Source organism: Emticicia fluvialis (assembly GCF_024793945.1).
In the GTDB taxonomy this organism is placed as follows: Bacteria; Bacteroidota; Bacteroidia; order Cytophagales; family Spirosomataceae; genus Emticicia; species Emticicia fluvialis.
The window spans coordinates 179,812-201,641 of sequence record NZ_JANUSD010000006.1; the positions used below are offsets into that span (position 1 = coordinate 179,812).

The following is a 21,830-nucleotide window of genomic DNA, read 5'->3' on the forward strand; positions in this document are numbered from 1 at the left end:
GCTTACTCCCCGAATATCTCCCCTGCCAGTTTTTCATCCAGGCCGTATAAATCATTGCGGAAATTTATTTTCCCGGCAGTATCAACCCAGGCTGTAAAATAAACTATGTAAACCGGCATTGGTGGTTTTAGCTTTATTCCAGTTTCCTTATCGGTTTTCAGTATATCGTCAACCTTGGTTTCGTTCCATTCTGCATTATTTCTCAGCAGGTAAAGCGCCAGCTTTTTAGGGTCAGATAACCGGATGCAACCATGGCTAAAAGCCCGGTTTGACGCACCAAAAAGCCCCTTCGATGGCGTATCATGCAAATAAATATTGAAGCTGTTCGGAAACAAAAACTTCATCTTACCTAAAGAGTTGCTTCTTCCTGGTTTTTGTCTGAATGCATAAGGTACATTTTTTGTAAACGAATTCCAGTTAACACTCGACGGGTCAATTACCTTATTACCTGATAATACTTCCATATTATTTCTGGTCAGATACGATGTTCCTCTTTTCAGTTGTGGTAAAATTTCATTGCGTACAATACTCTGCGGTATATTCCAATAAGGATTCAGGACTATCTGCGACATATTTCCTTTGAAAATACTAGTTTGAGACGCCGTTTTACCTACAACCACGTTCATGGTCCAGACCTGCTTACCATTCTCAAACACGTGCAGCATGTATTCGGGTATATTTATCAGCAAGTGATTTTTTTCCAGTTCAACCGGCACCCATCTCAGGCGTTCCATATTAAGCATTATCTGCCTTATCCGGTACTCAATCGGCCTGTTCAGTTCTTTTAATGTAGCTACATCAATTTTACCAGTTGCTTTTAAGCCCATCCGTTGCTGGAAACTCGCCACGGCATTAACCAGAGAATCGGTAAAAATCAGACTGGTATCTTTTATACTGAAGTCGCCCGTTAAATAAAGACTTTGCTTTACTGCCAGCAGGCTTGAATCGGTGTTTCCCTTAAGCAACAACTTTTTATTGGTTGCTATCCTGGGCAAGCCACCCTGGCGCTCAATATTTCTATAGATGCGAAGTTTATCTTTAAGCCTGGTGTAGTATTCATTAACAGGCTCTTTTACATGCTCTCCTTTATTAACAGATACAAGGGAGTCGAGCAGTAACTGGTAATCTTTCTTTTTACGTGGTATGAACCACTCCAGATCAAGCGGATTTTTGGCTATACCACCATAAACTTTTTCGGCATACTCAAAAAAAGTAGTGGTCATTAATAACTCAAGCCTTTGTACATCTTTGGTTCGGCTTAAAAAACCCTTTTCGTCGTTTTCGGCATCATCAATGAGCATATCCAGTTCATGATTCTGAAAACTGGTATCGGCAAAATCATAAGCATAATTCTTAAGCTGATTATGGAAGTTAAGGGCGGCATGATTCATACCCTTTTTGCTAAACCAGGCCGACTGGTAGTTACGGCGTGCATAAAACTCGTTTACCTCTTCTCTGATGGTATCTTTTACGGCAAAACCGCTGAAGAATGTATTAACAACCGAGCTGTCGAGCAGTATATCTGTGAAGTTCTTTGTTGAATAAACGGTGGAGTCCTGCAATGCACCTCTCCGGAATTTTTTCCCTTTTTTGCAGCCACCAAGACTAACAATAACCAATAAAACAAGACCAAAAAAAACAGCAGAGTTTCTAATTTTGAGCATACTGAGCGGATGTGTTTTCACGATGAATGTATAGCAAACTGCCATCGGCTATCACCGGAGCTACCTGGGGTACCAGCTCATTGGGCAGTGCGGGGCATCCAAAACTCCTACCTAATCTACCAAACCGCTTCACAAAGTTTGTACTTACGTAATCAGCGCCATGTATGATTATCTCACGACGACGGGCGTTATCATTAATACCTTTCTGTAAACCTGCCAGCAATAAAGCCATACCATGCTTGGGGCTACGGATAATCTGCCCAACCATGTAGAATCCGAGACTGCTTTTGTGCGACTCCATAGTATTAGAAAAAAACTGTGCCACATTATCGCCTGATTTCTGCCCGTGTGCTACCAACGAAGAAAAAAGTAACTTTTTTTGCACCAGGTCTATCACAAAGAAGCGCTCCCGGGTAGAGGGCAAATTAAAGTCAATTATAGTAATGATAGATTTTGAGGGGTGGTATTTCTCATACCCGGCAATTGATTTCTGAAATGCATCAAAGCTCACTATACCAGCCAGATTACATTGATTGTATAATGTCATTACTACATTATTTGTAGTTGCCAGACTACCCTCGGTTGTTGTTCTGCTGCCTGTTTCATGGGCTGCAGGTATTGTAAAATTGAGTATTACCAGTAAATAAATGAGGTGCAAGAAATTAAACATAGGCTTATTATAAGTTATTGCAATTACTTTAACGCCATTTATGCCAAAATCATTTCATGCAAACCCATAAAATTGAGAATTGAAATTCCCCAATTTGGGGAATTCAGTCCAGCTACGTTTATTTATAAAACGTGGAAAAAGTATATACGAAGCCCAATGTTAGAATTAAGCAAAACTGCCCATTTTAGCTATAAATCAGCATTTTTATTGTTATATTAGCTTTCATTCGGCTTTAAAATTTCAGGTTTTTATTTCACATCATAACTCAGTTTTAATTTTCTGGTAAAAAAAATCAAAAAAACCGAAAAGCCTTACAAAAATGAGGCCAGCAAACCAGAGTTATGATGGTAAATGATCATTTCACTACCTTACGGACAAACTGCCTTCCATAGGCTGAAATTCTTAAATAATAGATACCACTCGGATATTCGGTTAAATCAAGAGGCATATAACCTCTTACATAACTTTTTCTTTTTAACTCTCTACCCCTTGAATCAGTAATTACAACTTCCGCATTCTTTTTTAAGAGTGCTCTATCCATATATAATCCGGTATTGGGTTCATAAGGATTCGGGAACACCTTTACCAAACTTTCTATTTCTTCGGGCTGATGAACCACATAAGTTGCTTTGCCTTTAAAAGTACCCTCTCCGCAAGCGTTACTTGCAGACGTAATGAATATATCTTCTGACTTCATGGGTATGTAGTTCAAATAAACACTGTTAACTGTTATTCCTGCCTGTGCCATTCCATTAGAAAGCTTGAACGACCATGGCAAATCTCCACTATGCGATATATTAAAATCTACGGTGTCGCCAGCCATCACAGAATCATACCCATAAATTTCTACTACTGGTTTACTTTTTATTGAAATAGGTATTGCAGAACCTACAATCACCGGATTGCTCCCTATTACCCGAATGTACTGAGTTCCAGTAGCAATTCCGTCAGGAATGATTATAAATAAACTATCACCTTCAACGGTTGTTGGAATTTCCTTAAAAGTGCCATTTATCTGCCCTGAGGTTTCAACTTTAAAAATATTACCCGGCTGAAAAACTCCGTTACTTATTAAGAACGGAACATAGATCTTCAGATTTTTACATATCACTTGAGCAGGAGGCGCCTTAGTAGTAATAACGGGCAAAGGTAAGACTTTCAACTCAACTACCCCTGATGCTTTACCGTTACCGCAGCCATTATACAAGCTATCAATAGAATAGCGTGTAGTTCTCAGGTGTGTTTCTTTATCTATATAAAATGGATTCTGAGTTATATTAGTATACATTGAACGGTCAGATAACAGGATGTTATATGGACCTTCTCCTGAAAAGTCAACTCTTAAACTTACTTTCGATTTTTCGTATACTGTTCTGGTCTCGCTACTGATAACTGCAGTACTTATCGGCTTAATCGAAAACGATTCGCTTAGCTGCGTTTCGAAATATGGGCTGGTTGAAACAATCTGCAAATTGTATCCATCAACTGTCGGTAAATCTGTTGGTATATTAAAAACCAGATTATTTTCATCTGCAAGATAGGCTGTTATCTCTTTATTGATTTTTCTGCTGTTATTGGTTAGTTTTACTATGAACTTATTCTTCTCACGGAACGAACCGTCTTTCTTAACAGATAAATTTGCAACAGAACCTATACAAAAAGCTGAAGGCTGAACAAAAGTTAACCTGCTCGCTCTTGGTTGAAGAACCTTCACTGTAGCAGAACCACCTACCTGGCCCATACAGCCATAATACTCTACTGATTTAACTGTATAAGTAGTAGTAGTTGCCGGTGAAACTTTGAAGATTTGAATGCCCTGGCTAGTCAGTACCATCGTGCCGTCAGACAACCCAACATTTCCAAAATCCGGGCCTGAAAAATCCAGTTTAATAGATGCCTGTTCTCCCGGAAGAATTTCACTATAGCCTGAAATGGAAGCAATGGGGGTTTGAGCTATAATCAGTGAGGATGAAGCAGGACTTTCAAAATAGGGATTAGATGAAATTACTTTTACTTTATAACCAAAACCACTAATGTTATCAGGCAAATTAACTATCATCTCATTGGTTTTTGAAAAACCTAATACAGCAACAAATTTATCATTACCATCATACAGATGACTGGTGAAATAGTTATTTTCACCAAAAACGCCTTTTGGTTTAAAACTCAGTTTGATTGAAGAACTTCTATTGGCGCATTTTTGAATATACCAATCGCTTAATGCAACACTTTCTACAGAAGCCTTTGTGCCTGCAGGTTCCAGAACTTTAACATTTACCGTACCAGTTATTTTGCCATCTCCACAGGCGCTGTTAATCAGGCGGTCTAACTTAAAAGCATAATCTCCAGGCCTGTTAACCGGAAACATTAATTCTCCAGGTATATTTAATGACAATTTGTTATAGTAAACTCCCCAAGTGCCAACAGTGTTATTAACGGCAACAAATGTCCAGTCACCACCGCCATCAACAGTTGCAGCCATAGACATTTTATTACCTAAAAGTATAGTCTGGCTGCCACTTAAAATTCCATTAGGAATATCATTTATTCTAAAAGCTCTGCTAAAAACACCCTCAAAATAAGGTTCTGTTGCAATAATCCGGATTTTGTAGTTCATACCGATTGCCAGGTCTGATGGGAATTTAATCCTTATCGGACTGCTTTTACTTTGGCCTATATAACCTATGAAATTACCAAATGAATTGTAGAGCCCTACCCTGAAAACATTATTCTCAGGGAAATCACCTGTGGCGGTAAAGTATATATCTTGTTCTGTCGTTTTACATAAAATATCTGATATATTATTTACTGATGCCGAATATTGTGGGGCATCATCAGATATATATATGGTGTAATCTTCGGTTTCACCTCCATCTACTCTCATACAAGGGTTATCAGGCAGATTCTCACTTTTGTAACTTCTTACTCTCATCCGCGTGATACCCTTTTTTGCATTTTCCGGAACCTTAAAATTTTCACTTATCGAAAACGCTGCGTTTGATACGATAATTTCATTTTTATCAAACTTCCCATTCTGGTCATAGTCAATCCACATAATAAGGTTGTATCCCCATGCCCAATAAGAATATTCAGTTCCCTCATCGCTATTGGTAAGGTCAAAAGTATAAGTATTACCTGGCTTCAGATGGGCAACCATACCCGTGTTATCGGTATATCTGTCTTTGCCAATTTTCATTTCATAACTATTGAGAAGCATCTTACCATTTAAATCTGAAATTCTCACTCTTGCTATTTTCCCATAAGCATTATATCCAGATGTTACCATTGGCATGCAATATTTTTCGGCCCCATACTGAATAGTGCTTACAGCTTGCCCGTATGCTGCCCCAACTCCACAAGCATTGCTTACTAAAGTTAGTTTATAGACACTGCTATTCTGAACGGTAACCGGCAAAACCTCAGGGCTCTGATTAAGTGTATATTCAGACTCTTGTCCACCGGACGACAACTTAATTGTCCAGGGCCCCCCACCGGTTAATTTTACAGGAAAACTACCAGAAACTCCTTTATTACCAGCTACAGCCCCTTCAAGATAGGCAGTAGGCTTTCTTTTAATACTAAACTGGTTTGAGCCGCTGCCAATATATCTGCCATCTTTACTTATTATCCTTAGTCGGTATTCATCACCTTCAGTTATGTCATTTGGAATAATTGCCTCTAAAGGACTTGCAGTGCCACCAGTAGGAATATTTTTGAAATTCAAACCCGTTTTATCTGATAGCTGAACAATATAACCATTATCATTCCTCAGGCTGGAGTCCACCTTGAAAGGAACTTTTACGATTTCTCCGGCGCACACCGAAGCAAAGCTAACAAGTTCGGTAGTAATCAGGTAATTCACTTTCACATCTGCATTTCCAAAAACTTCTCCATTAGAACAGCTGTTATTAGTCACAGATTTTAATGCATAGGTACGCGTTTCTGTTGGTGAAACTGCCCACAAAAACTCATTTGATGCGCTTGATATTGTCTCTCCTTCTTTTGTTGTTAAAGTAAACGGAGGTGTGCCTGTAAACTGAATTTTAAGATTTGCTATCTTGCCATTATCTATTACATAGTTACCTGCCAGACTGGCTGTTACTTTCTCCGAAATTGTGAAGCTTTGCGTTATATATTCTATAGCCGGGCTGGATGAAATAACTTTAACTTTATAATTGCTACCGCCAGGCAAATTTTTATCAACCGGCACTTCCAATACATTGATAGAATTAGGAAACAGACCTATATCCTTAAAATTAATACCATTTTTATCAGAAAGCTGCACTTTAAAGGTATTCCAGGCATCAAATAATCCGTCTGCTTTCAATCCTAATTTAATGGTAGTGCCAGCACAAATACTCTGCCCATTCAGGTTTTCAATAATAAAGCTTTTAGCTATTGGTTTTTGGTGAATATTAATATCTACCTGCCCGATAGCAGTACCTTGCCCACAACTATTATATACACTTGTAACCTTTAGTACCTCAGTCCTTGAAGCAACCATCTCAATAGTTGGAGGGATAATCGTAGTGCTAGAATAACCATTATTATTGCTCAATACATATATTAACTGCCCTCCTGTTGCTTTCAATGGAATTTTAAGAATTTCACCCTGAAATACATTGTAACTTCCGGACAGCTCAATAGAAGGCAACTTTGTAACATAAAAAAAAGCATTTGATAACGTACTGTGTAGTACAGGGCTGCTTGAAACAATCTGGATCCGATAAAGAGTAGAAGTAAGAGGTGTTTCTGCAGGAATTTTGCAACCAATCATGGTTCCGGTTCCTTTGCCAACTTCAACAGAATAAGTGCCGTTTTCTGCTATCAGAAAAACTTTATATTCATTATCGGTATTAAAACTACCGGTGGCACTATAAGTAACACTAAAAGGTTTTTCAACACATATCTGATTATAAGAATTTTGCTTTATCCCGTCAATATAAATATCACCCGCTATAATTACATTAGAGTTTACCCCTTTACAATCAATACTATATGCCTGTGATCTATCAGAATCCTGTATCATTCTGATAAGCAGCCCGGTTTTCACCATTGAGCGCTGGCCTGGTGTAAAGAAGTTTCCACAACCGCGATAATATGACATCAGGTTACCTATCTGAGGAGAATAGCCTTCACCATTGGCATCTAAATTTGTAGAAGTAAACTGGCAATTCTGAATACTGTAAGTTCCTCTACCGTAAGGGTCTGCGGGTGTATCACAAATTAAGTCTCCGGTATATGCACAATTGCTTTTTTCACCTCTTGTAACCAATTCCGCGTTCGCTTCATATCCGGAGCCCTGAAAAGTATGCATTAAACCAAAATAATGGCCCATTTCGTGAGGCAGAATTTTGGTAATCAAATCGGCCAGATTACTATATGCGCAAAAAATACGGTTTGTAGTTTTATTTGATGACGGGAAATAGGCGTAACCACCCAGGCCGGCATCAGCAAATTTCTTAACCAAATAAACATTGATTGCATTGCTAACATCATATTTCTTACAAAACGCAGGCTCATCGTTGGTATTGAAAGTATAGTATTTATCATCTCTGATATTATCGATTTCCCCACACTGATAAAACTGTATGTTGGCGCCTATAAAATGTGCATTAAGTGAGTCTATTAATTCCTTGATTTTTACATCAGGAACCTCGATTGCACCATTTGACATACTTAATAAGTGTATTTTAAGCGCTACATGAGTCACTGTTTCTACAGCCTGGCGAGCCTTTACAGATTCAACCGAATGATACTTCTGAAGAAAAAGCCTCCTTTCTTCCTGTGTAGGCTCTTGTGCGCGGCACCATGTGGCTTGGCCTTCTGCTTTAAAAAAGGAAAATAATAGCAGCAAAAAACAAAACAGATTTTTCATTAAAGGGTGGTACTTAAGTTAGATTTACGTTCTTAAAAGATGGCTTATTGAGACCGAAATATGAGCTTTCTGCAGAGCATTCAGGTATCACAGCATTACGGCTCCAAATTAGCAAAAGTTCAGAAGATACGTATAATCATTATCTTAAATTTTGCATACATTAAGGGTTCAATTATAACTTTGAATGCCATGCCTTTTTGGGATATAAAAAAAGGTGCATGTTTAAAAAAAACAAGCACCTTCAGTACAGTTAAGTGTCGATTACAAACTATTATAGTAATCAAATATGCGTATTAAATCGGCGTCTTCTTTTGTACCCAATTTTTCCTTTTTTATGTATATCTCTACCTCTCCTGCCTTGTCGCCAAATAAGGCTATAATAGATTTTTTATCTGTTTTTATCTTTGTGAGTTTTGCGAGTTCCCCAATATAGTAGCTGGTGTTATTCAAGATATTTCTCTGCACAGTAGCTGAGCCGTACGGCTTCTCGTCAATTATAGACTTTTGGTTTTTCTTCCATAAAGTAATTTTTCCGGTCAATAGTTTTTCATAAAAAACACCGTCCGGGCTTCTTTCAAAATTATAAACGTCGGCTCCCTTTTTTACAGTAAATGCTGCCACAGGCTGGCTAAATGCTTTGCTTTGCCCGTCCGCGCCTCTAAAAATAACCATATTGGCAACCTGATCGAACATCATGCTTAAATTCTCAAACTTTTTACCTGATGCCATGGTAACAGTGCCGATTTCCCATGTATCCAATAAAAAAGGAGATCCCTTTATATTAGTATACGGTTGTCCGGTAAGGGGCGTGCCCCCTATCACATCGGCCGAGATAGCAATCTGCGCGTGAGCATTAGTAGCTAGCCAGGCAAAACCAAAACTTACAATCAATAGCTTTCCAAGTTGTTTCATTGTTCTAAAAAATTAAATTTATATAAAAAAATGGGTTGTCTTAGTAGAACCAGACAACCCATTACAAATATAAAAAAAACCTTCAATAAATTAATTACCTATACCAGGGTTTGTCTGGATTTCAGTCAAAGGAATACCAAAGATGTATCTTGGGTCAGATGGCTGAATTAAAGCACCAGCACCAAAAGAGTTAATTGGTTGACCTCTTCTCAGAATATCTACTGTTCTGAAACCTTCAGCAAACAACTCAATACGTCTTTCAGTCAGAATTGCAGTAATCAAATCTGCTTTTGAAGGTGAACCAAAATCGTAAGTAGCATCAGAACGACGGTGTACTGCTGTCAACAAAGCCAAGGCACGTGTTTGACTACCGGCTTCTGCCTCAGCTTCGGCAAGATTTAACAAAACCTCTGCATAGCGAATACTTGGTACAAAATCGATATATGGAGATACACCGCTGAATTTAGTACTTGACGGGAATGCAGCAACTGAAGTAGTTGGTACCATCAGTTTCGCTTTACGATCATCAGAAGCTCTGAATTGTGCATTAGCATAGATACCCGTTGGACCCGTATTAATAAAATACTCAACGTTACCTGCATTGAAATAATACCCTAACTGGTTTTGTCCTCCCGGACCGTTTGTTTCAGCCATCGGGAATGAGAAAATAGACTCAACTGAAGTGTATGGAGCTCTGAAAACAGAAACTACATCTGCTTGCAATTCATGAGCAACTCTGTTGGCTGATTTGAAAGGAGCAACAGCCGAAACAATTTTGTTGGCTTCTGTAATTACACCTGCGTAGTCTTTCTTTGCTAACAATACACGGGTTTTTAAAGCAATTGCGGTGTTTTTGTGTGCTCTGGTTGTACGAAGCAAAGGGGTAGTGTAGTTATCTGGCAATTCATTTTCTGCCTCGTTCAGGTCTTTCAACACTTGCTCATAAATTTGTGCAACAGTGCTTCTAGGCAAATTATTATTGGCAGAAGTAACTTCACCCTTTAATCTTAGTGGAAGACCTGGTGATGCACCGTTATCTAATGCATACGGTTTAGCAAAAAGCTGCACTAAAGAAAAATAAGTTAGTGCTCTAATAAATTTTGCCTCGCCTCTGTAATTGGCAGCCAAAGTCGTACTCACTGCATTTGGATTGGCTGCTATACCTTCCAAAAACAAGTTGGCTCGGTTGATAGTCAGGTATCCCTGCACCCAGAAGTTAGCTATGTAAGTATCTGAAGGGTCCTGATTACCCTGATACGTAGAGTATCCGGTAACAGAGTTAGTAGTACGGTTTACAAATTCTTCAGCGCGGATATCGTTATAAATCAAATAACGACCACCGAAAAGCGCACCACTCTTTGCTGAAGCATACAATCCTGTTATCTGCGATTCAACACGGGCAGGAGTACTGAAAACAGTCGCATCAGACAAGCTCAGTTCCGGAACAGCGTTCAGAAAATCTTCTTTACAAGAAGAAAGACTAAGCGTTAATGCCAATGATAAGAATCCTATTTTTTTATTTAATATTTTCATAAAATCAATGTCATTTAGAAATTAGAAACTTAAGTTAAGACCAAGCGTAAATTGTCTGCCTTGTGGAATTGAGTTACGCTCAATACCCATTGCATTATTAGAATCTCCGTTAGTTGAGATTTCAGGGTCAACACCGGTATACTTGGTTAGTAAGAAGGCGTTATTTACCTGCGCATACACTCTCATAGAAGTAATACCTGTTTTACCAAATGTACTAGGTACACGATAACCCAAAGTAGCTGTTTGCAAACGTAAGAAGTCTCCTTTCTCAACATTTTCAGAAATCAGGAATGATGAGCCGTTTGAAATGTTGTCTCCGTAGATTGCTTTGGGAATATTCGTGATATCACCAGGGTTTTTCCAAGAAGTTAATACTTCTACAGAGTTATTCCAAACACGTTGGTCTCTCAAACCGGCTTTGCTACCGTTATAGATGTAATTCCCACCAGAGAATGTAAAGTTCAATCCTAAATCAAATCCTTTATACTTCATAGTATTATTAAATCCACCATACCAGGTTGGCATTGTTCCTCCTAATATCACTTGTTGTGACGATGGAGACACAGTTGCTGAACCATCAGAAACTAAAGTCCATGCTGTTGCACCGCCAAGGTGATTGTATTGCACTTCTTTGCCGTCACGTGTAACGAAAATACGACGACCATTATCAGAGTTAACTCCATGAGTTACTACACCATAAATCTGACCCGCTGAATATCCAACCTTCGTGATATTTGTAGCTTCCAAACCAGAGGTATTAGTCAGGATTGGCGTGTTATCATCAACCATGCTCGTAACCATATTTTTATTGGTAGAGAAGTTAATGTTGGTTGACCAAGTAAAACCACCTTTATTAATAGGCACTGCATTGATTGAAAACTCCCAACCCTTGTTGTACATTGAACCAACGTTGGCAAGAATTGTATTACCAGGGATACCTTTTGAAGGTGCCTGCGGAACATCAAGAATCAAATTGTTGATGTCTTTGTTATACCAGTTAGCCTCTAAAGTGATACGGTCATTCAGGAAGCTAACATCTATACCAATGTTAGTTTGTGCACTTGTTTCCCATTTCAGGTCTTTGTTACCAGCCTGGTTAAATGCCAATGTAGCAGAGGAACCATATAAGCCAGAACCAAATGTAGAATATGAACCGTAAGCATTGTTTAAGTTACCGTTACCAACTTTACCCCAGCTTCCTTTCAAACGTAATGAAGAAAGCGTGTTACCAAAACCAAGAGATTTAAAGAATTCTTCTTCAGAAATTGTCCAACCTACAGACACCCCTCCGAAATCACCCCAACGGTTTTGAGCAGCCAAAGCAGAGTTACCATCACGGCGGTAGTTACCGCTAACAAAATATTTACCTGCATAGCTATAGCTAACACTACCTAAATAGGCTTCAAAAGCCACTTGCGAAATACCATTACCTGCAGCAAGGTTCGTAGTGTAGTTACCCTGGAAATCCTGGAAGAAGAAGTCAGCCAAAGTCTGACGTTGTGCGCCCCAACTTGTATTTCTTCTTTTTTGAACATCTGAACCAGCCACGATAGTGATATTGTGCTTCTCAGCAAAGGTTTTCATGTACTGCAAGGTATTAATCCAGTTCCAGTTGTCACCACGTACAGTTTGGTTATATGCATCACCTTGTGCAGCCCAACCGTCACCATTAAAGGGGTTCCAGAAACGGATGTTTTCTGTATTTCTGAAGTCCCAAGAGTAAGTAGTTTTATAGGTAAGGCCATCATATAGCTTCACTTCTGCACCCAGATTAGCAATTACGCGGCTAGTTTCAGAGGTGTTTTTATCTAAATCTCTCAATACGGCTGCATTAGGGAACTGCGCAGGTAACAAGTTATTTTTACGACCTACTGTATTGTTTTCAAGGTTATAAGAACCATCTGCATTATAAGCAGGCAGGTTTGGCACTTGAGCCACTGCTATACGACCCAACCCAGATGTAGCAAATGCACCACCAGTGTACGAACCACTGTTAGGTGATTTGTTCATACTATTGGTATAGTTTATGTTTGCCGATAACTTCAACCAGTTAGTGGCCTGATGATCCATATTTAAACGACCTGAACGACGCTGAAAGTTATTGGCCCTTAGGAAACCATCCTGATCTGAGAAACCTGCAGAGAAGTAATAAGTAGTTTTTTCTGAGCCACCCTGAACTGTAAGGTTATGGTTTTGAGAAAATCCGGTTCTATAAACTTCTTTATACCAGTCAGTATCAATTAAGTTGCCATTGGCATCATAATTAGGAAGGAATGAGCGATTCTGAGCATCGCGTTGAGAAGCATTTATGGCATTGGGGTTGTTAGCTAATGCATTAGCAATTGCCATGTTTTTATGGTCCATGTACTGCTGTGCATTGAGTACATCTGGTAAACGTACTGCATTGCTTACACCAGCCCAGCTATCAATACTTACTTTGGTTTTGCCTGCTTTACCACGTTTGGTGGTAATCAATAATACCCCTGCTGCAGCACGAGAACCATAGATGGCAGCAGAGGCTGCATCTTTTAATATATCTATAGACTCAATATCAGCGGGGTTAATGTCTCCCAAAGGGTTGTTTGTACTTGCGTTACCAGATACGTCACCTGTAGCGATAGGTATACCGTCAATTACAACCAATGGAAAAGAGCTCAATGAAAGTGAGCTAAGACCACGAACACGGATAACCGGTGGGTTGTTTAGCAAACCGTTTGGCTGAACAATGTTTACTCCGGATGCCTGACCAGTTAAACCTTGAGAGAAACTTTGAACAGGACGTTCAGCAATCTGAGTCGCTTTAACTGTAGATGCCGCACCGGTAAACTCAGTTTTCTTCTGAGTACCATAACCAACAACCACAACCTCATTCAGTTGTTTGTTGTCTGCAACTAACTGAACATCAACGATTGAGCGTGTTCCAACCGCAATCTCTTGTGTTAATGTACCAATAAAACTAAAAATTAATGTTGCATTACCTGACACCGTTACTTTGTACACTCCTGATGCATCAGTCTGAGTTCCTTGTTTTGAACCCTTTACCGAAACACTCACACCAGGCAATGGTGACCCATCTTCTGAGGCCGTTACTTTTCCAGAAACAGTTCTCTCTTGCGCAGACACCTGCCAACCGGTTAAGATAATCCCCAGCATTAAGAGAAGTAGAAATTGTTTTCTCATGTGATTGAAGGTTTGTTTAGTTTGTTTAAAAATTCTAAAGACACACTTAAAAAGTGGATGGTAAAATTATTAAAAAGCGATTAAAAAAAAAATGACATTAAATTTTGATTAAAAAAACCAGCAGCAAATAAACGACTTTGTTGTACTTTTTTTAGTTATTTAACAGAAAATGCAGTAATAAACGGCAAAATTGGCAAACTTAATATTTTATTAAAATTTAAAATTTCAGGAATTCAGATGGTCAGACATCTGCTACTCTGAATGGCTTTATCTCTATTGATTGCCAGACATTTTGCTGAATGTATGGCTCATTGAGGTACCAGTTCTGAAGAGCTGCTTCATCTTCAAACTGAACTATCATTACTGAGCCTGTCATTTTCCCTGATTCATCAAGTATAGCCCCACCCAAAATGAAGTGATTATTGGCTTTTAGGTCCCGGGCTCCTGCCAGGTGTGAGGGGCGGGCCGCCATACGGCGTTCTAAGGCCTGGGAATCCGTTCCATCAATAGCGATGATGACATATTGATTCATTAAACTACAATTTAGTTTAGAAAATTCCTTTAAGCGTTGCCAGAAGAACTTGTTAGTAATACTTTTTTCATTTGCCTGGCATTCTGTAAAACTTGCTGGTTTCAGTCATTAAATGTAGGCCAACAAATTATTACAATTACCGGATTCAATAATACGAACGTATTATTGAATCAATTCGCTGTGTTGATTGTACAAAGAATGTCTATAAATTTTAAAATTTAATTTCAGCCAATGAGCAGTCATGCATAAAACTGGCTGTAAATATAGCCTGCCAAATAATCTTTACTCGTTTTTGCATGTGGTTCTACACAGGTAAATTACCTGCGCGCCCATATTTATGGCAGGGTTAAACCGCCTGATAAAAAAAAGCCCAATTTATGATACGTAAAACGAGGCTTGCCCTGATTATTTACGTAATTTGTTGAACTTATTACGTTAAAAAAGTACCTGTCTGATGAACAAATTTAAAATTTGAGCTTCAACTTTCTTATTATATGCCGCCATCCACTTTGACTTGTTTACTTGTTGATGATGATCAGGATGACCAGGAAATCTTTTATCTGGCACTAGAAGATTCAGGCCTTAATATGAAATGCCTGCTTAGTAACTCTCTTAAATTTACCACAACAGACCCCCAGATAAATATTACCTCTCATAAGCTCAGTTTTGCCGAAGTAAACTCGGTTATTGAACTGAATGCTAATAAAAGCTATTTCCTGATTGAAATTCACGATAACGGCATTGGCTTTGAGCAACAATATGCCAAGCAGATATTTACTATTTTTCAGAGGCTCAACGACAAACAATCTTATGCAGGCACAGGTATTGGTCTGGCACTTTGCAAAAAAATAGTTGAAAACCATAAAGGGCACCTGTCAGCAACCAGTGAGCCGGGCAAGGGAGCAACTTTTCATATTTACCTGCCGGCATCAGCAGCTTAAGTTTTTTGAACAAAAGAATCCGAACATAAAAAACAGTGAAAATGGCAACGCTACTATTAATATTTGCCTGAACATACCAAAGGTGATGAAACACAAGCCGATTAACAGAGTAAAAATCTGCTTATCTAAAACGCTTTTGTGTTTCATCACCCTCAGGCAACTTATTTAAAGAATATGGCTAACTATTACAAACGATTGGGGTCTCTGTCCATATCTCCGTTACGGTTGTCCATATCCTTTTCTATTTCACGGTTTTCAGAGTAATCGGCGTTTCTGTTTACACCCTCGCGGTCTTGTTCACGGTCTCGGCCTTGTTCGTTCTGGTCTTTATTCCACTGGTCTGACTGCCCCTGCTGACCGCCGGAAGTATTACTTTGTTGGCCCTGCTGGCTGGTATTTCTGTTTCCTGATTGTTGGTTGGAATCACGATTGCCGGATTGCTGACCCTGATTCAAGCCTTCCTGGCCTTGCTGGCCCTGATTCTGGCTTGATTGTTGGCCTTGTTGAGCGGTATCTCTGTTACCAGATTGTTGTGTAGACGGGTTTCTTTCGTCTTCTCTCGGATTATTCTGTGAACTTGTCATAATTGTAATAAGTTAAAGGATAAAATAAATAATTTAACATTATTTCTTAAAAAAATTCTATACCAAACCCATTAAACTCAAAAATGCAGGCATATTCTGTTTTTCCGAGGTTTAAATTTCTCAGCATCAACACAGTTGGGAAAATTAATAGGCAACGATTAGCGATTTCCTGGCCATTTGAGAGGCAATTTCTCCGTTTAATAAAATCGTCAGCCGAAATACCCCTGAATAATGGATGTCTGGCTTAAATTTTTACGAATTTTATACAGCATCAAGAAGTTTTTTCCAGAAAAGACATGTACATGAATCATTTTATTGGTTGTTCAGGCTTTTCCAATAAAGACTGGAAAGGTCAATTCTACCCGGATAGTCTGCAGTCGAAAGACTATCTGGCTGTCTATGCTGAAAATTTCAACTCGGTGGAAATTAATTCTTCATTCTACAGAAAACCCACCACCAAAACTTTAAACAATTGGTACGACCAGACACCCGACGGCTTTGTTTTTTTTGTTAAAGCACCCCAGGCAATAACGCACATTAACCAGATGAATGGTGTGAATACCGAGATTGCCGATTTCTGTAAGCACATCAGTAATAGCCTGAGAGAAAAACTCGGTGGATTTCTGTTTCAGTTTCCGCCTTCTTTTCTGTGTACCAAAGAGAATATCAATCATATCATTGAAGGCCTTAATCACCGGTACCTGAATGTGGTGGAGTTCAGACACAAAAGCTGGTGGAATAACCAGGTTTATGACTTACTGGCCGAGCAAGGCGTTGTTTTCTGTGGTGTAAGTATCCCCAAAGATATACCCGAAGAGGTAATCAGTAACCACCCTACCGCCTTGTATTACCGGCTGCATGGCAAACCGGAATTGTTTAAATCGGAGTATAGCGAAGAAACATTGCAGGAATTGGCCGAAAACATAAAAAAAAGCCAGAAAAACACCTACGTGTACTTTAATAATACGTGGGGGCTGGCCGCTATTAATAATGCCCGATACCTGCAAAAGTTGTTGGCATCTGACCATATCTGATTACTTTGGCCTATATCAGCAGAAATAGAAAATCTGAAAACAAGAATGACCGGATACTTTTAAGCACTTCAGGGGCGAGACTACACCTTAATTGTAGGTTAATAAAGGCATAAAGCATAAATTGCAGCAGAATAATAATCTTTATTTGCTACGGTTATGAAAACAACAAAAGCTGCTGCCCTGCGAACCTTACTTACGCTGTTTCCGCTCATTATTGCGTTTCATGTATCCGTAATGGCAGATGTAATTCCGTACACTATTGTATGGGCAGGGAGAATCCATTCTACTCAGGAAATGTATGTTTTTGAGGTGGTGTCTATCGTTATCAATCTGCTGTTTATAACGGTGCTACTGCTGAAAGCACAATATGTAAAAAACAACGTACCCGACCGGCTGCTTAATAACATTCTCTGGCTGTTTCTAATACTTTTTTCGGTCAATACCATTGGTAACCTGATGGCCAAAACTTCATTTGAGAAGTACGTTTTTACGCCCATTACCCTGCTTTCGGCCATACTTATCTGGCTGGTTGTAAGAAAAGAAAAAGCCTGACGCTTAAACAACTACACCCCGCCTACCAGATGCGGTTTACATGCCCTGCAGTTTTTTATTGGCGTGATAAACTCTTGCATGGCTGATATTACCCGTTTTTGGCTTAGCCTTTGCTAAAGCCCCGTTGTTTAAAGCATGTATCTGCTCGCTGTACTCAGCCGGTAGAAGGATATGCTTCACAAGCCCATCAACTTTGAGTTTGCGGCTCAATAAATACAGATTCAGCAGTATTTTTCCCTTTGCCGAACTGCCGAAGTGCAACAGCTCAGACACCCGTGCCGGAACCACCAGTTTCTGACACTCCAGCAAAATACGGTAACGAGTACCGCCCAGATGTTTTTTATATTGTTTAAAAAGGTCTGCCGTGTAATGCCCGTTCACTAAGTCTGCCTGTAGATGCGCCTCGCGAGAGTGTTGCCAAGCGGTATAATCTTCCGGCAGGTCTTTCAGGTCCATCCGTAAACCCACCTCCGAAAAAACATTGAAAACCTCTTCTTTTTCTTCCAGGCTCAGTTTTCTTTCCAACAATTCATAAGCTACCACCGCATAATCAATCAGCATGTACAGCACATCTCTGTAGGCCCAGTCGGGGATGCGCGCGCCGCGACTCTGTTCAACGCCCTGATGGATACTGCTTATCTGGTCAATGGTTTTGATGGCGCTTTCTCTTTCTGCAAAGACAATCATCTGTGCATAGCGGACGGTTGAGAACAATCGGCCCATAGGGTCAGACGGAATCTTGCCTGTAAAATACAGCCAGTCTACCGCTTTGTTCAGGGCAAATTCTGCCGCCGAGCCGGCAAAGATGAACAGAATCACATCTGAGTTGCCCCATATTTTTCTAACTATCGAGTGCTTGTCAACAAAATCATTCATAACCGTTTCAATTTAAAAGCCCTTTTTTTGTGGATACGCCCCTGCTTTTGTTCTCTGGTACTCTACCCAAATAATTGTGAGTACACCCAGCGTGTAGGCCAGAATATCATACCACGAAAAGCTGCTGCCCAAAGCAACTGCCACAATTCTGTGCTTCTCCCAACCCATGCGATGCACAAAATGGAAATACTGCGATGCCTCAACGAGATAAGAGAACAGCAGCACCGCCACCGACGCCGTCACAAAATGGGTGTTCCAGAACGTAAAAACGAAACAGTAAACCAGAAACACCACCAGATAGTCTCCCACAAAGGGCCTCACGAACGAATCATGCACATAGACGGCTATCATTACCTCAATAACGAAGAAAACAACCGCCAACAATCCATATTTAGGTCTGAAAGTAAACATCAGCTAATGATTAAAAGTACTTTGTTTTACAAAGTTAATGATTATTTTTTGGAATTTGGAGTGGGTGGGGGGGTATTTTTTGAAGTCGGGGGATAAATAAATCGAAAAGAATAAGAAAAGTAAGCACATATTTTCGGATATATGTGATATTGATGGACTCTTAAAAAACATTCCGAACAACAACTCCAATTCTACTTTGCGAAAATCAGTTTTTTTGATAAATTTGTCATATTGGTAGTAATATAGCTCCGCATACTGTGTTTGCTTATAAAATTCTTGCATATGACACTCGATATGTAAAGTTACTTATGACAATTTGGTTCCGTACATGGCTGAATATTTCTTCACCATTGAGGAGCAAGATTGCAAAGTGAATAATTGTGTTGCTGAATGTAAGCTTAATAACTTCCATAAGTATAACATGATTTATGAACCCAAAAGGCACGCTGACCCAGTCAGCTTAAAACGCTTACAGTACGCATCTTTACAAAGATAAAGGATAGTGCCCATAGGCTATATACTACCAATGCTTTATGACTGATAAAAGAAAAAAAAACTGGCTTCGATTACGAAGCTATTTGCACTTCTCAAAAAGATTTGATTCTAGCCAGGACAAAAGAAAAGCTTCAAAGTACTTTATTAATAATTATGTTAAAAATGAAGATAATATATGTAAGCATTCATTTTCCCCGCTTCTTCATTACAAAGTGAGAGAAAGTCGTTTTAGAAGACCGTATAATGATTATCACACTGCAAAGATTCAATATCGGGAGTATGACAAAAAGGATAGACCTATATATTTCTGCAATCATTTAGATGCTCAGGTATTTGCTTTTTACGCTAATAAACTTTCTGATGCTCTAGAGAAGGAATATGAAAAAGATAACTTCTTAAATCAATCAATTATTGGCTATCGAAGAATTCCTTACAATCAGAATCGTGGGAAATCAACCATTGATTTTGCGAAGGAAGTTTTTAAATATATAAAAGATAGTGTAGATACTAATATAGTTGTAGCTTGTTTGGACATAAAGAGCTTTTTTGATAATTTAAGTCATAAGAACCTTAAAACATCTTGGTACAACTTAACTAACCCAGATAAAAATACGCTAAAAAAAGACGATTACAAGGTTTTCAAGGCTATAACAAAAGCACACTTCATTGATTTAGAAGAGATTTTACCTCTATTACCAAGTTTTGATATAAAGAATAAAAACTATATAAGAAAATCCAAAAAAGACAGATTAATTTATCACTTTTCGGAGTTAAGACAAATCATTTCTGAACATCCTTATATAATAAAAAAATACAATTGTACTTCGCCCAAAATCGGCATACCTCAAGGAACGCCTATAAGTGCAACACTATCAAATTTATATTTTTTAGAAGCGGACAAAAAGATATGCAATTTAATTTATCCAATTAATGGCATTTACAGAAGGTATTCCGATGATATTCTTATTGTTTGTAAACGTGAACATTGGGATTCAGTATATGACGCACTGAATAATACAATAAGGGATTTAGCTTTAGAAATTAATAAAAAAAAGAACCAAATAACATATTTTAATAGAACAAATATTACTTCAGATTGGCAAATTGAGTATTTTCAAAATGGATATAAATTAGAAAAAAATTTGTCATACTTAGGATTCACTTTTGATGGGAAAAATATTAAAATTAAGAATAGTAGCTTATCAAAGTATTATAGATCTGTAAAAAGGCTAATACGAAGATCTGTTCATTTTGCAAAACAAAGAAAATTTTTTAATGAAAAAAATCAAGCATCAAAAGATGAATGGATTTATAAAAGAAGAATCTATAAATCCAAAAGCTATTTAGGTGCAAAAAGGAGGAGAACAAACGTAATGTATTGGGGTAACTTCATTACATATGTTAAAAATGTATCTAACATTATGGAGGATAAAACCATTTTAAAACAAGTTAAAAATCATTGGAGAATAATAAATGATAGTATTAAAATGTATGAAGAAAAATACGACTTAAAAAGGCAATCTACCTCCCCAAAAAACAAATCTCAGTAAATATCAATATACTATTAGTATTTATTGAGATGATAAATTATCCGCTAATTGATATCCATTATTTGTCAATCTAAACACTTCACCTTTATACCCTAAATCTTTAATCAACATGTTTTCTATTAATTCATTCAAAGCTGATTCCCACAAAGCTTCCTCTCTTGCTGTTCCATTCCTTGTGAAACTTCTTCTGTTTGTTTGAATATTTAAACCATCCAAGGAGCGAGTCTTTATAACCGTCCCATTGGGATCCTTTGATGCTTCAATTAATAATTCTTTAGCATGGCTTGATAACAAATTTACCAAATCTGTTCCATTATACTCTTCAAAATCAAGCGATTGGTCTACAACCTCGTACCCCTTAAAGTTATTAATATCATTAATTTTCATTGAAAGATGGCGGCTGAATTTATTTCTAAAATCCAATAAAGAGTCAAATGATTGAATCACTCCTTTCTTTTGATATACTTTCTTTAGCTTCGTTAGAGCCTTATATTGTTTAGAATCAATACTATTGGGGATAACAGGTTTATCTGAAAAATATAGCATCGTTGGCTTACCAGAATTTATATGCTTTTCTATTTCTTCAACACTTCCACTTAGTGCTTTTCCTGTTGGAGTGCCTATTCTTGTCCAAAATATACCTATTAGTAAATCAGCATTTTCGAGAAGTTGTTTATTTATCACTTCTTGTGGATGTTCTCCCATTGTGGGTATAGCATTACTTTCCCATCTTATTGGCATTAAAACAATCTTTCTTACAGTTGAATTAACATTATTCCAATCTAATATTATTTCTGTTGCAGCATCTCTTTCTTCCATAACATCACTTGGAGAAGCAAGCATAACATTATAAACATTCGCTGAATATGCCATATTGTTTTTTTATTTATTGATTGGAGCATTAATTAACGCAAATCTAACAATTTTACTTATATGTTAGCTGTTCATATTTCAAACTATATATATTGATTAATATGGGCTACTAATTGTTTTGTATTTTTCCACCCCTCCCCCACCC

General features: G+C 38.2%; 15 protein-coding genes and 1 pseudogene. 4 read left to right on the forward strand and 12 right to left on the reverse strand.

Annotation, left to right across the window (positions count from 1 at the left end):
* Positions 1-2: 2 nt before the first annotated feature.
* From NZ848_RS09040 to NZ848_RS09070, 8 genes and pseudogenes are all read right to left on the reverse strand, one after another.
* Positions 3-1,664 carry a L,D-transpeptidase family protein gene (locus NZ848_RS09040; RefSeq protein ID WP_259015216.1) on the reverse strand — a complete coding sequence of 554 codons (1,662 nt, stop codon included), beginning with the start codon at positions 1,662-1,664 and terminating at the stop codon, positions 3-5.
* Entirely contained in the window at positions 1,651-2,334 is a 684-nt protein-coding gene (locus tag NZ848_RS09045; RefSeq protein ID WP_259015217.1) for a murein L,D-transpeptidase catalytic domain family protein, read from the reverse strand. Before NZ848_RS09045 ends, NZ848_RS09040 begins: the two co-directional genes overlap by 14 nt.
* A 355-nt stretch (positions 2,335-2,689) precedes the next feature.
* Positions 2,690-7,390 (reverse strand): T9SS type A sorting domain-containing protein, encoded by a 4,701-nt coding sequence (locus NZ848_RS09050; protein ID WP_259015218.1) that lies wholly within the window; start codon positions 7,388-7,390, stop codon positions 2,690-2,692.
* A gap of 15 nt (positions 7,391-7,405) precedes the next feature.
* A pseudogene (locus NZ848_RS21570) lies at positions 7,406-8,212 on the reverse strand (M43 family zinc metalloprotease); the annotation flags it as partial.
* 261 nt (positions 8,213-8,473) lie between these two features.
* Positions 8,474-9,124, reverse strand: a complete 651-nt coding sequence (locus NZ848_RS09055; RefSeq protein ID WP_259015219.1) for a hypothetical protein — start codon at positions 9,122-9,124, stop codon at positions 8,474-8,476.
* A 90-nt stretch (positions 9,125-9,214) separates the two neighbouring features.
* Positions 9,215-10,657, reverse strand: a complete 1,443-nt coding sequence (locus tag NZ848_RS09060) for a RagB/SusD family nutrient uptake outer membrane protein (RefSeq protein ID WP_259015220.1) — start codon at positions 10,655-10,657, stop codon at positions 9,215-9,217.
* 21 nt (positions 10,658-10,678) lie between these two features.
* Entirely contained in the window at positions 10,679-13,837 is a 3,159-nt protein-coding gene (locus NZ848_RS09065; RefSeq protein ID WP_259015221.1) for a SusC/RagA family TonB-linked outer membrane protein, read from the reverse strand.
* Positions 13,838-14,078: 241 nt separating this feature from the next.
* Positions 14,079-14,369 carry a YciI family protein gene (locus tag NZ848_RS09070; protein WP_259015222.1) on the reverse strand — a complete coding sequence of 97 codons (291 nt, stop codon included), beginning with the start codon at positions 14,367-14,369 and terminating at the stop codon, positions 14,079-14,081.
* Between the two features lie 509 nt (positions 14,370-14,878).
* Between NZ848_RS09070 and NZ848_RS09075 the strand changes: the two genes are divergently transcribed.
* Entirely contained in the window at positions 14,879-15,310 is a 432-nt protein-coding gene (locus NZ848_RS09075; protein ID WP_259015223.1) for a sensor histidine kinase, read from the forward strand.
* A gap of 185 nt (positions 15,311-15,495) precedes the next feature.
* On the opposite strand, the gene NZ848_RS09080 is transcribed toward NZ848_RS09075, so the two are convergent.
* The gene (locus NZ848_RS09080) at positions 15,496-15,894 is read right to left on the reverse strand and encodes a hypothetical protein (protein ID WP_259015224.1); all 399 of its coding nucleotides are present in this window, start codon (positions 15,892-15,894) and stop codon (positions 15,496-15,498) included.
* Between the two features lie 302 nt (positions 15,895-16,196).
* Between NZ848_RS09080 and NZ848_RS09085 the strand changes: the two genes are divergently transcribed.
* Positions 16,197-16,928, forward strand: a complete 732-nt coding sequence (locus NZ848_RS09085) for a DUF72 domain-containing protein (RefSeq protein WP_253530231.1) — start codon at positions 16,197-16,199, stop codon at positions 16,926-16,928.
* A gap of 156 nt (positions 16,929-17,084) precedes the next feature.
* The gene (locus tag NZ848_RS09090; RefSeq protein WP_259015225.1) at positions 17,085-17,480 is read left to right on the forward strand and encodes a hypothetical protein; all 396 of its coding nucleotides are present in this window, start codon (positions 17,085-17,087) and stop codon (positions 17,478-17,480) included.
* Between the two features lie 36 nt (positions 17,481-17,516).
* Here NZ848_RS09090 and NZ848_RS09095 read toward each other — a convergent pair whose 3' ends face one another.
* Together NZ848_RS09095 and NZ848_RS09100 are read right to left on the reverse strand one after the other, a co-directional pair.
* Positions 17,517-18,356 (reverse strand): oxygenase MpaB family protein, encoded by an 840-nt coding sequence (locus NZ848_RS09095; RefSeq protein WP_259015226.1) that lies wholly within the window; start codon positions 18,354-18,356, stop codon positions 17,517-17,519.
* Between the two features lie 12 nt (positions 18,357-18,368).
* Positions 18,369-18,767 carry a ribosomal maturation YjgA family protein gene (locus tag NZ848_RS09100; protein ID WP_259015227.1) on the reverse strand — a complete coding sequence of 133 codons (399 nt, stop codon included), beginning with the start codon at positions 18,765-18,767 and terminating at the stop codon, positions 18,369-18,371.
* A gap of 533 nt (positions 18,768-19,300) precedes the next feature.
* Here NZ848_RS09100 and NZ848_RS09105 point away from each other — a divergent pair.
* A complete protein-coding gene (locus NZ848_RS09105; RefSeq protein ID WP_259015228.1) occupies positions 19,301-20,812 on the forward strand; it encodes a reverse transcriptase domain-containing protein in 1,512 nt (503 codons plus the stop codon).
* 21 nt (positions 20,813-20,833) lie between these two features.
* On the opposite strand, the gene NZ848_RS09110 is transcribed toward NZ848_RS09105, so the two are convergent.
* Complete coding sequence (locus NZ848_RS09110; RefSeq protein WP_259015229.1) at positions 20,834-21,685, reverse strand: hypothetical protein; 852 nt, start codon at positions 21,683-21,685, stop codon at positions 20,834-20,836.
* Between the last annotated feature and the right edge of the window lie 145 nt (positions 21,686-21,830).